Source organism: Mycobacterium sp. Aquia_213, from assembly GCF_026625985.1.
In the GTDB taxonomy this organism is placed as follows: Bacteria; Actinomycetota; Actinomycetes; order Mycobacteriales; family Mycobacteriaceae; genus Mycobacterium.
This window is the reverse complement of sequence record NZ_CP113116.1, coordinates 5,419,446-5,432,580: the sequence shown is the minus strand read 5'-3', so window position 1 is coordinate 5,432,580 and position 13,135 is coordinate 5,419,446. Positions and strand designations below refer to the sequence as shown.

General features: G+C 67.1%; 11 protein-coding genes. 7 read left to right on the top strand and 4 right to left on the bottom strand.

Going from position 1 to position 13,135, the window contains the following annotated elements; translation table 11 throughout:
• Positions 1-76 precede the first annotated feature (76 nt).
• Positions 77-1,609 (top strand): GMC family oxidoreductase, encoded by a 1,533-nt coding sequence (locus LMQ14_RS25415; RefSeq protein WP_267732365.1) that lies wholly within the window; start codon positions 77-79, stop codon positions 1,607-1,609.
• A 52-nt stretch (positions 1,610-1,661) separates the two neighbouring features.
• Positions 1,662-2,771, top strand: a complete 1,110-nt coding sequence (locus LMQ14_RS25410) for a HEAT repeat domain-containing protein (RefSeq protein ID WP_267732364.1) — start codon at positions 1,662-1,664, stop codon at positions 2,769-2,771.
• Here the strand turns inward: LMQ14_RS25410 and LMQ14_RS25405 are convergent.
• Complete coding sequence (locus LMQ14_RS25405) at positions 2,748-3,518, bottom strand: alpha/beta hydrolase family protein (RefSeq protein ID WP_267732363.1); 771 nt, start codon at positions 3,516-3,518, stop codon at positions 2,748-2,750. The genes LMQ14_RS25410 and LMQ14_RS25405 overlap by 24 nt on opposite strands.
• A gap of 94 nt (positions 3,519-3,612) precedes the next feature.
• Here LMQ14_RS25405 and LMQ14_RS28335 point away from each other — a divergent pair, with 94 nt between their 5' ends.
• From LMQ14_RS28335 to LMQ14_RS25385, 4 genes are all read left to right on the top strand, one after another.
• Complete coding sequence (locus LMQ14_RS28335) at positions 3,613-5,463, top strand: serine/threonine-protein kinase (RefSeq protein ID WP_420714575.1); 1,851 nt, start codon at positions 3,613-3,615, stop codon at positions 5,461-5,463.
• Between the two features lie 44 nt (positions 5,464-5,507).
• A complete protein-coding gene (locus LMQ14_RS25395) occupies positions 5,508-7,538 on the top strand; it encodes a cyclic nucleotide-binding domain-containing protein (protein ID WP_267732362.1) in 2,031 nt (676 codons plus the stop codon).
• Between the two features lie 48 nt (positions 7,539-7,586).
• Positions 7,587-8,426: a carotenoid biosynthesis protein gene (locus LMQ14_RS25390; protein ID WP_267732361.1), complete on the top strand. Its 840-nt coding sequence runs from the start codon at positions 7,587-7,589 to the stop codon at positions 8,424-8,426.
• 198 nt (positions 8,427-8,624) lie between these two features.
• Positions 8,625-9,155, top strand: a complete 531-nt coding sequence (locus LMQ14_RS25385; protein ID WP_267732360.1) for a hypothetical protein — start codon at positions 8,625-8,627, stop codon at positions 9,153-9,155.
• 185 nt (positions 9,156-9,340) lie between these two features.
• Here LMQ14_RS25385 and LMQ14_RS25380 read toward each other — a convergent pair whose 3' ends face one another.
• Positions 9,341-10,198, bottom strand: coding sequence for a L,D-transpeptidase (locus LMQ14_RS25380; protein WP_267732359.1), 858 nt, complete (start codon positions 10,196-10,198; stop codon positions 9,341-9,343).
• Between the two features lie 170 nt (positions 10,199-10,368).
• Between LMQ14_RS25380 and LMQ14_RS25375 the strand changes: the two genes are divergently transcribed.
• Positions 10,369-11,010, top strand: a complete 642-nt coding sequence (locus LMQ14_RS25375; RefSeq protein ID WP_267732358.1) for a S1 family peptidase — start codon at positions 10,369-10,371, stop codon at positions 11,008-11,010.
• Between the two features lie 8 nt (positions 11,011-11,018).
• Here LMQ14_RS25375 and LMQ14_RS25370 read toward each other — a convergent pair whose 3' ends face one another.
• Together LMQ14_RS25370 and LMQ14_RS25365 are read right to left on the bottom strand one after the other, a co-directional pair.
• Entirely contained in the window at positions 11,019-12,119 is a 1,101-nt protein-coding gene (locus tag LMQ14_RS25370) for a ferritin-like domain-containing protein (protein ID WP_267732357.1), read from the bottom strand.
• Positions 12,120-12,297: 178 nt separating this feature from the next.
• Positions 12,298-13,101 (bottom strand): mycofactocin-coupled SDR family oxidoreductase, encoded by an 804-nt coding sequence (locus LMQ14_RS25365; protein ID WP_267732356.1) that lies wholly within the window; start codon positions 13,099-13,101, stop codon positions 12,298-12,300.
• Positions 13,102-13,135: the final 34 nt, after the last annotated feature.

Below are 13,135 nucleotides of genomic sequence, written 5' to 3'. Positions count from 1 at the left end.
GGTTGCGGTGGTATCAATCAGTGATATCGTCCTTCGTGTTATCACTGTTAACAACAGGACCGCGTGGAGGGACCCCATGTCTTCAACATCGAAACCAACGAGCAGCTACGACGTCGTCGTCGTCGGCGCCGGCGTCGCCGGTTCGGTAATCGCCAGCCGACTCTCGGAGCAGCCCGGCACCCGGGTGTTGCTGCTGGAAGCCGGCCGGGCGACCCCGCCTCCGGCCAGTGCGACTCCGCACCTGTGGCCCACGATGATCGGCGGTCCGGCCGACTGGGGTGACTCGACGACCGTGCAGTCGGCCACCGGGTCGTCAATCCGGCTGGTCCGGGGCCGGGGCATCGGGGGATCATCGGCGACCAACGCCATGATGTTTGTCCGCGGACACCGGACCAGCTACGCCACCTGGGAGCACGTCGGCGCCAAACGCTGGGGATACGACGACCTGCTGCCGTACTTCAAGCGCTGCGAATCCGCCACCGGTGGCGATCCGGCGCTGCGTGGCGATAGCGGTCCGATGCAGATCGCCGAGATCGATCCGCTGCATCCGGTCGCGGTCGCCGGCCTCGACGCCGCGGCGCAGTGCGGATACCGCCGGGCCGCCGACATCAGCGGGGGGCAGGAAGTCGGCTTCGGCCCGGCCTTCCTCAACATCGTCGACGGGAAGCGGCTCAGCGCCGCCGACGCGTATCTGCTGCCGGCACTGCACCGGCCGAACCTCGAGTTCGTCGCCGAGACCACGGTGCACCGGCTGCGGATCGAGAACGGGCGCTGCACCGGCGTGGAATACAGCACGGGCGACGGGACCTCGGTTTCGGTCGCATGCTCGGGTGAAGTGGTGTTGGCCGCGGGCACGATCGGCTCGGCCCAGTTGCTGATGCTCTCGGGAGTTGGTCCGGCACAACACCTTCGGGACGTCGGCGTCGGGGTGACACTCGACCTACCCGGCGTCGGTTCCAATCTTCATGACCACGTCATGGCGCCGGTGGTGTACAGCTGCACCCGGCCGTTGCCACCCAGCGCCGGCGGCCACGGCGAGGCGTTCGGATTGATCCAGACCGAGTACGCCGGCGAGGGCCCCGACGCGCAACTGCTCTTCATCAACTCCACCGGCATCGGCCTGCCGGGCGACGACGGCAGCGTCGTCGGCTATGTGATCGCGGTCTCGGTGATGCTGCCGTACAGCCGCGGCAGCGTGCGGCTGTCCGGCCCGAATGCCGGCGTGCTGCCAATCGTCGACCCGAACTACCTCGGCGACGAGCGCGACCTGCGCACCCTGGTAGCCGCCGTGCGGGTGGCCCGAAAGATCGGTGCCGCAAGTGCTTACGACCCATGGCGGGGCGCCGAGGTGGCGCCTGGACCCGACGCCGACGACGACGATGCCTTGCGCAACTTCGTGAAGGCCGCCTACCAGTCGTACTTCCACCCGGTGGGAACGTGCGCGATGGGCGATACGGAGGTGTCGGTGGTCGACAGCGAATTGCGGGTGCACGGCATCAGTGGCCTGCGGGTCGCCGACGGATCGGTGATGCCGTCGGTCCCGTCGGCCAATACGGCCGCGACGGTCTATGCGATCGCCGAGCGGGCCGCCGAGATGATCGGCGGGTGAGGTCTTCGCCGCAGGTTCGGTGCGGGTGGGCGCGGCGTTGATGAGGCGTAGCGTGACCCTCGTGCAGTCGCCGCAGAGTCTGCTGGAGGACACGGATTGGAGCAGCCTCGAACACGCCTACGGCCCGGCCGGCGAGGCGCCGTTCGAGCTGCTCCATCTGCTGACCGAGGACGCCGAATTATGCGGCAACGCAATCGCTTTCCTCGATTCCGCTGTCCTGCATCAGGACACGATCTACTCCGCGACGGCTCCGGCGGCGCTGTTCGTGGCGGCAATCCTCGACGATGTGCGCACTCGGTTCGTGTGCGACTCAACGCTGCCCTGGGATGATCGCGAGCGGCCGGTGCGGGCCGCGCTGCTCGAATGGCTCGGACGGGTCGCCGCGGCCGCCGCATGGGAAGAGCTCGAACCCGACGACGATCTGGAGGACGAGGATACCGGCGCGGTCGAGGCATGTCGGGCTATTCGGCCCGACGTATATACTTGTGTCGCACCGTTTCTCGATGACCCGGATGCGGGAGTGCGCCAGGAGGCCACCACTGCCATGGCCCATCTGCTGCAAGCCCCGGAACTGGCGGAGTTCCGCGCCGCGGCCGCCGAGCGCTTGTTGCGCCAGGCGGCAGACGCGCCGCCGGTGGAACGAGCGGGCATCGCGCTCACCGTCGGCGCCTGGGGTATTCCACCCGCAATGTTCCTGGCCGACGAGCATCCCGGAGTGCGGGCATGCGCGGCATTGACGGCAGCGCATGACGGCGTGCCGGCGGCGCTCGAGGAGATCCGGTCGGCGCTGCGCGATCCGCGGGCCGCCGACGCGCTTTTCGACGAGAACCCGCCCCTGATCTGGGGCCAGATGCGGTTCGCTCTCATCGAGGCGTTGTTGCGCCGCACCGCGACATTCGACGAGATTGTGGACGAGGCGGTCGCGGTGGCCCGGATGACCAATGCCCACACGGTCCAATCCGATTGGGGCCCAATGCTTGTGCGCGCTTTTCCGGAGGCCTTTACGTCGACCGATGCGCTGTCCGAGAACCAGCGGCGCTTCCTGGTGGCGATCGTCGAGAACGACGAGTGCTGGGGCGTCATCGCCAATCCCTACGGCTGGCTCCGCGGCGTCGGGCTGCCCACCGAGCGTGACGAACTACGTTCCCTCGTCGACCCCTAGGTAGGCGTCGGCCCAGGCGCCGATGATTCGGCCGGCCCGGTGCGCTTGGCCGGGGACGGTCAGCAGGTGATCGGAACCCTCCAGCGAGACGAAGCTGCGCGGGTGGCGGGCCAACCGGAAGATCTCGCTCGCGTTGTCGATGCCGACGGTGTTGTCCGTCGGCGAGTGCAGAATCAGCAACGGCAGCCGCAAGCCTTTGATCTTGTCGTGCAGGTGCGCCGCGCGGACATCCTCGACGAATGCGCGCTTGAGGGTCAGCTTGCGCCCACCGACCAGCCACTCGACGCTGCCCACGGCTAAGCAGCGGTCAACCACTGCGTCGTAATGCTTTTCGACATGGCTGGGGTCAAACGGTGCTGCCACCGTGACGACGGACCGCACGCCCGGCGCCCGCATCGCCGCGGCGATCACCGCGGCGCCACCCCACGAGTGTCCGACCAGGATGTCGGCCGGCGTTCCACGGTCGGCCATGAACTCGCATGCCTGCACGACGTCGTCGACCTTGACGGTGAACGACCCGTCGCCCCAGTTCCCGTCCGATCCACCGAGCCCGAGCGCGTCGAAGCGCAGCATGCCGATGCCGTCGGACGCCAGCTGCTTGGAGATCCGGGACGCGGCCGGGCAGTCCTTGCCGAGCGTGAAGCCGTGCGCGAACACCCCCCAACCGCGCGCGGGAGTTTCCGGGACCTCGATGACCCCCGCCAGATTCGCGCCCGTGGAGCTTTGGAACGTGACGCGTTCGCCCATAGTGCAGATCTAACTACGTGACGCCCGACCGGCGCGATGGTCGGACTCGGCAATACGGCAGGAATTTGCTGCGCGGTCGGCCTAGGATTTGCTCATGCCGCTCGCGGTCGGCGAAGAATTCGCGGGATACACCATCCTGCAGGTGCTCGGCGCCGGTGCGATGGGCACCGTCTACCTGGTGCAGCATCCCCGGTTGCCGCGCCAAGACGCGCTGAAGGTGCTCTCGGTCGACCTGACCACCGATCCGCACTACCGGACCAGGTTTCTGCGCGAAGCCGACATCGCGGCCAGCCTGTCGCATCCGAATATCGTGGGCATCCACGACCGGGGCGCGTCCGATGACCAGTTTTGGATTGCGATCGACTTCGTGCGTGGCACCGACGCGGCCAAACTCCTGCGCGAGCATCATCCGCGAGGGGTGCCGGTAGGCCAGGCGATCCAGATCATCGACGCGGTGGGATCGGCGCTGGACTACGCGCATCAGCAGGGCCTGCTGCATCGAGACGTCAAACCGGCGAACATCTTGATCGCCGATCCGGGGTCGGACTCGCAACGAGTGTTCTTGGCCGACTTCGGGATTGCACGTCATGTCGACGACACGGGTCTGACCGCGACCAACATCGCTGTCGGCACGGTCGCCTACGCGGCGCCCGAGCAGTTGACGGGCTACTTGATCGACGGACGCGCCGATCAATATGCGTTGGCCTGCACCGCATTCCACTTGCTCGCGGGTTCGCAACCCTACGACCACCCCAGCGCGGCGGTCGTCATCGGCAAGCATGTGACGGCTCCGCCGCCGCCGATCGGCGAACGCGTCCCCGAATTGGCCCCGCTGAACCCGGTATTCGCCAAGGCGATGGCCAAGGACCCGGCCGATCGGTTCGCCCGGTGCCAAGACTTCACCCGCGAGCTGCAGCGCGCGCTCGACGCCGGTGTCGACGCCACGCGGTTCGCGCCGGTCTCCGTCCCGCCGTCACCGGGCGGTAAGTCCGGTGGGCGCCGCACCCGCCTCGTGATTGCCGTGGCCGCGGCCATCGCGTTGCTGATCGGCGGCGGAATTTTCGCGGCCGTCAAGCTCACCGGACACCACGGTCCGAACGCGGCGGCGTCGCACACCCCGCCGCCCAATAGCGGCCCTTTCACCGGCGCCTACACCGCCGACTTGGGCCCCCAGCTCAACATCCTGGGCAAGGAGGTGCAAGGCGCGCCACCGCCCGGCAAAGAGACGTGGAATCTGCGGTCAATGTGCGGCACCGGCGGTTGCGTGGCCACCGCGATGAAGACTGCCGGGCCATTCACCGGCCACGCGACCGACATGATCTTCGATGATCTGGCGGGCCGCTGGATAGCGGTGTACGTGCGCCCCGCGAAATGTCGCGACCAAGACGTCGAAGGGTGGAATCTCGTGTGGCTCCAACCGCGTCCGGACGGCAGCATGTCCGGCGAATGGATAACGGATGCCGTCGATTGCTACTACAAGCGGAACGTGACCTTTACCCGAAACGGCGACACCGACGTCGCGAGCCTGCCTGACCCTGCCGCCCAGCCCGCCCGGGTGGTGTCTGCGGGACAGGGGCTGCACGGTGTGTACCACTCGAAGGTCACGTTCTCGTCGGGACGCCCGCCCCCAGAGCAGGATTTCCGCGTGGACACTGTCTGCTTACGCACCGGGGACCGGTGCGTAACCCGCCTGGTGCTCACCGATGACAGTGGCGGCATCCTGTTATTTTTCGCGAACGGCACGTGGACGCGAAACAACGAAGAGGACATGACATGTCCGGATGGGCGCACATCGCGCCGCAAGATCAGCGGCGTATTCCCCGCGCCCATCCCGCCCCAAGACCCCATCATGCAGCTCAGCGGGCACGGACACAACGAGGAATCCGGCGGCAGTTCTTGTGTCAACTATGACTACCAACAGGTTTTGAATCGCACCGGTAACTAGCGGTGCGGGACGCGTGCCGCACGCGTCCCCCCTAAGGTGGGTGCGTGGCCTTTGCCGCGAGTCGCAGGTTGGTGCGTAACCGACAGTTGTGCACGCTGATGGCGGCGTGGACTGCCTTTTATATCGGCGCGTTTTCACACTTCGTCCTGGTCGTCACGTTCCTGTTCGCGGCGGGCGGTGCCTCCACCGTCGGTGTGGCGACCGTGGCGGTCACGCTGCCGGCCGGGCTGCTCGGGCCGCTGGCGGCGCCACTGGCCGCGAGTGCGCGCCCGGAGCTTCATCTGGCTTTCGGGATCGGAAGTCGTTGTGTGGCAATGGCCGCGACCATCGCCACGGTGCTCAGCCACGGGTCGATCGACGTGGTGTTGGTGCTCGTCACCGTGGAGTCGCTGTTGTCGGCGGGGGTGCGGCCGCTGCACGGCGCGCTGGTGGTCCGGCTTTCCAACACTGCCGGCGAGGCGGCCGCGGGAAACGCACTGACCAGCTCACTGGTCAGTGCGGCTGCGCTGGCCGGGCCGGCGCTGGCGGGAACGGCGCTGGATTTCGTGGGAATCGCGTGGGCGTTTGCGCTCCCGGCTTTTTTCTTTGCCGTCGCGATGGCAGCGGCGCTGCTGATCCGGGTGCCGCGCGCCGACGAAGACTCATCCCGTAGTTCGGGAGGGTCGGCGGCTCCGCGGGGATCACAACTCAAATTGCTCGGGGCCGGGTTTCGCGGGATTTTTTCCAGCCGCGCTGCCGCCGCGGCCACGATGCTGTTCGCCGTCAACGTGATTGTGCTGGGCGTCTGGTACGTCGGCGCCGCGCCGGTCGCCGCACACCGGCTGCATCTGGGGAAGGGCGGCGTCGCCACCATCATGGCGTTCTACGGCGCCGGGGGATTGGTCGGCGCGCTGGCGACACTGTCGATCGTTACGTGGCGCCGCCTGGCCGGCGTGCTCGGCGCGGGGCTGCTCGGCCTGGCGGCCGTTTTCGCCGCGCTGGGAACGATCGGCTCGCCACCCGTCGGCCTGGCGCTTGCCGCTGTCCTGGGCGCCGCGGGCGCCGTGATTTATGCCATCGCGCCGACGTTGGTGCAGCGCGGCGTCTCACGCGAGGCGATGGTCCCGGCGGTTGCGACGTTGCAGAGCTTGTACCTCGTTGGCGAGGCCGCCGGTGCCGTCGTCACGCCACTGCTCCTCGGATCGTTAGGAGTTGCAGCCACTTTCGGCCTCGTGGGTGGTGTGACAGCCCTGGCTACGCTGTTGGCGTGGCCGCAGCTGCGCGGTGCCGACAAGCTCAGCGATGAGGACGCGGCCAAGCTGGCCGTGATTCGCGCCGCTCCGATGCTGCAACCGCTTCCGGCGCTGGCACTCGAACAACTCGCTCGAGTCGCGACGCGCGTCGCAGTGCCCGCGGGCTGCGAGGTCTTCCGGCAGGGCGACCGCGGTGACCGCTTGTACGTCATCGCCGCCGGCCTGGCCGAGATCGCCGTCGACGGTAGCCGGGTGGCGACGCTGGGTCCCGGCGGGTCGTTCGGGGAAATTGCCTTGCTGCACAAGGCGCCACGCTCCTCCACGGTGACGGCGCGCGAGGACCTCGATCTGATCGCCATCGAGGGCGAGGAATTCCTCAGCGCGCTGTCGACCGACAGCGTGTCGGTCGGCCGCGTCGGCCGAATTGTCCGCGCCCGAATGGACACCCCGCCGGTCGCCGAGCGCTTCGTCGAGTTGAGTCGCGACGACGCGTTGAGCGGCGGGGCCGCCCGCGAGTTGCTTGCCGCGCAGCCGCCGATGGCCACGATCGAGGCAACAGCGCTGGGTGAGCTTGCCGATACGGCGCGGGTGCTCGCGGCCGGCGACGGTGCACTGATCACCCGCGAGGGCGACTACGGCGATACGTACTACGTGATCGTCGACGGCGCCGCAACGGTTTTCGAGGGCGACACCGAGATCCGTGAACTGCGGCCCGGTGACGGATTCGGCGAGCTGGCGATCCTGCGCGACGTCCCCCGCACGGCCACCGTGCGGGCATTGGGCGACACCACATTGTTGGCCGTCGACCGCGACGCGTTTCACCGCGCCCGGCACCTCGGCTAGCCGCCGATATGCTGACCGGCGTCCTAGCCAACGGAGGTTGCGGCACCGATGAAAATTCTCAACGCGTTGTGTTGGGTCCTGCTCGCCCTCACGGTGGTGGCCGTGGCGGTGATGGCAGTGCGACCGTCGCTGGCCCCCCAAGCCGCATCCGCCCAGGCCGGTTTGCTCATCCTGTTCGTCATCGTCCATGCGTGGCTGGGCTACACCTCTCGGGGCATGGCGGTATTCGTCGTGATCGCCGGGGTCGTCGCATTCGCGTTGGAAGCACTCAGCATTGCCACCGGTTTCCCGTTCGGCTCCTACACCCATCACCTGCCCGGTGTGAAACCGTTGGGTGTTCCGCTCGCGGTGCTGCTCGGCTGGATCATGTTCGGCTGGCTGGCGTGGGCGCTGGCTCGGCTGATCATGCGGCCCGTCGCCGCCGTGGCTGTTGGTGGCGCCGAACGCTTTACCACCCCCATCGTGGCGACGTTCGTTCTCGGCGGCTATGACCTGGTGTACGACCCGATCGGGGCGACGGCACACAACTGGTACTCCTACCACCAGCCGACCGGGGCGCTGGGCGTTCCGCTGACCAATTACCTCGGCTGGCTGCTGACGGGCTGGGTGATCTTTCAACTCGTCGCGCTGATCGAATCAAGGTTCCCCGGTCGCGCGGCCACCCAGAGTCGCGGCTACTGGCTGCTGCCGTGCCTGTTCTGGCTTTCGACCACCGCGCAGGTCTTCACCGAGTTGATCCGTCCGACCGATGGCGTCGTGGTGCGCGGCGGCAAGACCATTGCGATCACCGACGTGTACGAATCATGTGCGTCGGCAGCCTTATTCACCATCGTTTTCACCGGGATCACGGCGCTGATCAGGCTCTACAGCCGGCCGTCGCCTCGCTGAGGGGCGCGTCGTTTGCGTTGGTGGGGCGCGGTATTCGCGCTACCGACTTGTGACGGCGTCGTGACGTCACCATTTGGAAACGGCGCGGTGCGGCGCGCGTCGCGTTGCACATACGCCACTAAGAATGGGGACGTCGTCGAGGAGCGACTTGTATAGGGCTATGTGGTTCTGCTGCGCGAATGAAGGAGTTGGACGTTGATGACGATCTTCGATCGATTCAACATCGGTGTTGTTGCTAGCGCGGGATTGTGCGGTGCCGCTATAGCTTTGAGCCCGGACGCGGCAGCCGTCCCACATATGACGGGTGGCGGTGCCTGCATGTACGGGCAGGCCGGCGAGGCCGGTGCCCCGGCAGCCGGTGGACCCGTGGCCGCCGGGGGAGCAGCGGCAGCACCGTGCGCCGCTCCACTGACCGACATGGCCGGTGTCCCAATGGTGGTGCCGGGTCCGGGAATTGTTCCCGTTCCGGCCGGTGCTCCGCTGATTGCGCTCGGACCGCCGGTGCCCGTCGTTCCCCCGCTGCCGTTTGCGCCGCCGGTGCCGATCGGTGCTCCGCTGCCGCTGGGGGCTCCGCTGGTCGCGCTGGGTGGGGTCGCGGATGGCATTCCGGTTGCCCCGCTGATCGACATGTCCGGGGTGAAGGACGCGCCGACCGGTCCGGCGCCAGCCGGCGGGCCGGTAGCCGGTCAGCCGGTTTCGCCCGGTCCCTCGCCGGTGCACGGAGGCTAATCCTCAGCATTAAATGACCCGCTGGGCTTGAGCCCGGCGGGTCATTTCTATTGCAGGGGAACGTATTTAATCAACGGGCGAATGCCGGGTATTCGGTCGGCGAGCGTGCAATCACTGCGAGAAATCCGCGAAAATCCCGCCCTGAGTGCACGTTCGGCGTCGGTGAAGGACTGTGCGACAGCGGTTTACGACGAGGGTAGTTCGTTTGTGCTCTCGCGCACGACGACCGGGTCACCGACGTTGACCGTGTTGTAGTACCACTCGGCGTCCTCGGGGCTCAGGCTGATGCAGCCGTGGCTGACATTGTCCAAACCGAGCGAATTGACCGCCCAGGGAGCCGAGTGCACGAAAAGGCCATGGTTGGTGATACGAACGGCGTAGTCCACCGTGACGAGATACCCGTCGGGATCGCTGACCGGGATCCCGACGCTACTGGAGTCCATCTGTACCGAGCGTTCTTTGGACAACACCGTGTAGGAGCCGATCGGCGTCGGGTACTCGGGTCTGCCCAACGAAGCCGGCAGCACGCCTTGTTGGCCGAAGTGCGGGCGGTGGTGCGGCGACGGCAGTGACGACGGCGGTCCCGACTCCACTCCGTCGATGCTCACGGTGAAGGTGTGCTCGGAGATGCTGGCAATGCCGATGACCCGCGGGCCCGTCTTGATCTCGGCGGGCTGGCCTTCCACCGTCAGCGCAATTGTGCTGTGCGCCGGCCAGTACCGGTCAGGAACCCATTGCACCACTTTGTTGTCGAGCCATTCGTACTTGCCGGTCATCGCGGGCGTCGACTTGATGTCGAGGGCACGCTCGGCCGCGACTCGGTTGGTCACGGGGGCGCGGAAGGTCACCACCACGGGATGCGCCACGCCGACCGCCTGGCCGCCGCTGGGCTGCACCGATGCGATCGGAAAGGGGGCATAGGACTGGCTGGCCGACGCGAGGCTCACATCGGCCGGCACCGGCAGATTCACGACGGCCGTCCCCGCGATCACGCCCGCGCCGATTCCGATGACAGCAACGGCACACCGAACACCCGCGCGCATAGGCCCAATCCTTTTAACTGACAGAGTTGCAATAGGAATGGTAAAGCCGCGCTGACCTGCGGAAGCGCAAGGGCGCGTTAGTAATTGATCAAGTGTCGGTCACGATTTGGCTACGGCGATCCGATCTGTCAACGTGATCGTGCCAGCCGTAGTCGCGACAGAGGAGAACAATGCCCGCACGTTGGTATCGAGCGGTGGGGCTGGTCGGTGTCACGCTGATGTGCGCGACGGCGGTCGCGGGCACGGCGCTGGCCGCGCCGCCTCCCGCGCCGGGGATCTTGGTCAGCGATGGAATCACCAAGTGCACAACGGGTTTCGCGGCCCAAGGCGGCGACGGTGGCTACTACCTGTTCACCAGTGGGCATTGCGACCACGCCGCGCCGTTCACTTACGACGAGAACGTTCCGCTCGGACACATCACCGCCAGCGAGGTGCTGGGCGACCTCAAAGACGCTGCGATCATCCGTCTCGACCCGGGCGTCGGCGCGCCGGGCGGCGATGTCGCCGGCCAGCGCGTCCGGGGCGTGTTGAGCGCCGGCCAGATCAAGTCGGGCATGCCGTTCTGCAAACTAGGCGCGATGACCGGTGAGACCTGCGGCTCCGTCAAGAGCATCGACGGCGAAGTCATCGAAGCAAACGTGTTCGCTCAGCCCGGTGACAGTGGCGGTCCGGGCTATGTGAAGAACGCCGACGGCACGGTGACCGCGGTCGGCCTGGTCATGTCCACGTCGCTGGCGGGCGACCCCAACACGACCTACTTCGTACTGGTGCAGCCCCTACTCGGCAGGTGGGGTGTGCACATCGTCGGCTGACTACGGCGTCAGCCCGCACCCGCCGCGATCACCTGGTCCACTTCGAGGGCCCGGGCGGCCATCTCGGCGTGTGCCTTGTCCAGCGCTTCGGCCTGATCCTCATCGGCCGTCATCAGCGCCTCGATGTCGAAGCCGCCCATGTCGAGAACGCCCATGTCCGAGAAGGCTTTCTGCACCTTGTCGCCCCACAACCCGATGTCCTTGACGATCGGCACGATGCGGCTGAACAGGTGCGAGCGGAATTGAATCATGATCGGCGACGTGTCGACCCATTCGGCGCAGGCCTTGACGTCGAGGCCGAGCGTCTCGAACACCTCCTCGCCGCGGAACCGATCGCGCATCAGGTAGCAGGCGTCCACGACGAACTCTTCCCGCTCGGCCCGCTCGGCTTCGGTGAGCTGGGAGTAGTAGTCCTTCAGCGAGATTCGGCCGAAGGCGACGTGCCGGGCCTCGTCTTGCATCACGTAGGCCAGCACCTGCTTGGCCAGCGAGCCGGGCGCCGCCAAGTCGCGCTGCACCCCGAACGCGGCGAGTGCCAGCCCTTCGATGAGGACCTGCATGCCGAGGTAGGGCATGTCCCAGCGCGAGTCGCGCAGGGTGTCGTCCAGCAGGGTGGTCAGATGCTTGTTGATCGGGTAGGCCAGGCCGACCTTCTCCTGCAGGAACCGCGAGAACGTCTCGACGTGCCGGGCCTCGTCCATGGTCTGGGTGGCCGCGTAGAACTTCGCGTCCAGGTCCGGGACGACCTCGACGATCTTCGCCGCGCACACCATCGCGCCCTGCTCGCCGTGCAGGAACTGCGAGAACTGCCAGGCTTGGCTGTGCTGGCGCATCTGGGCGCGAAGTGATTCGTCGGCGTCGTTCCACATCGGGCTGTTGAACAGTGGATGGAACTCGTCGGGCAGCCCGACCGGATTCATCGGGTCGACGTCTTGGGTCCAGTCGATGCGCGACTGGGCGTCCCACTGCTTGTCCTTGCCCTTTTGGTACAGGGACAGGAGGCGGGCGCGCCCCTCGTCGTACTCCCAGGTGAAGCGCGCGTCACCGGCGCTGGGGACCTCCCGGGAGTACGGCGCAGGGACGTCCGTGTACATGTCTCTCGTGGTCATGAGTGCCGCCTCTCGCCATGCGACCAGTGGTCATGTGATGGCTATCACAGTGCGCCGAGTCCGGCGGCGCCGTCAACCCTGACGAGCGGGCCAATATCGCGGCCCGCCCCACTGGTCACGCCCGAAGCGTGGCAGCGTCGACGCCGGACGACACGCGTAGTCGGGTTACCTCAAAACGTCAGTGGATGCGCGCGCTGCCGCCGAGGCCGATCTCGAGCACGCTTCCGGTGATGACCCCGGGGTCGGTGACCAGATACAGCACTCCGCGACTGACATCCTCGGGTTGCAGCCAGGGTTGGGGTATCGGGTTGGCTCTCATCATTCGGCGCACCAGATCGTCGGGGATGTCGTCGCCGCCGGCGGGCTGCACCATCGGTGTTTGAGTCGTGGTCGGGCAGACGACGTTGATCGTGACGCCGTCCTTGGCGACCTCCAGGGCCGCGGACTTCGCGAGGCCGATGACACCCCACTTGGTGGCGTTGTATGCGGCCAGCTCGGGGATGCCCATGCGACCGCCCATCGAGGAGGTCACGACGATCCTGCCGAATCGCTGCTGTCGCATCACCGGGATGGCCGCCCGCAGGGTGTGGAATGCCCCGGTCAGATTCGTGTCGATCAGCTGCTGCCAGATCACGTCGCTGACGTCTTCCAGTAGCCCGGTGCTGACGATTCCGGCGTTGGCCACCACGATGTCGAGGCTGCCCAGGTCGGTGACCGTCTGCTTGATCGCGGCGCCGACCGCGGCCGAATCGCGCACGTCCACGGTGAGCGGTAGACAACGCCGGCCCAGCGCTTCCACCAGCTTCGCCGTCTCCCGTAAGTCGTCCTCGGTGCCCAGGGGGTAGGTCAGGTTCGCCATCGCATCGGGGGCATCGGCGGCGACGATGTCGGCTCCTTCGGCCGCTAACGCCAACGCGTGTGCGCGGCCCTGTCCTCGAGCTCCGCCGGTAATGAAGGCCACGCGTCCGTCCAAAGCACCCATAGGGGTAGAAGCTACCGGCAGTTTTTGGATGAGG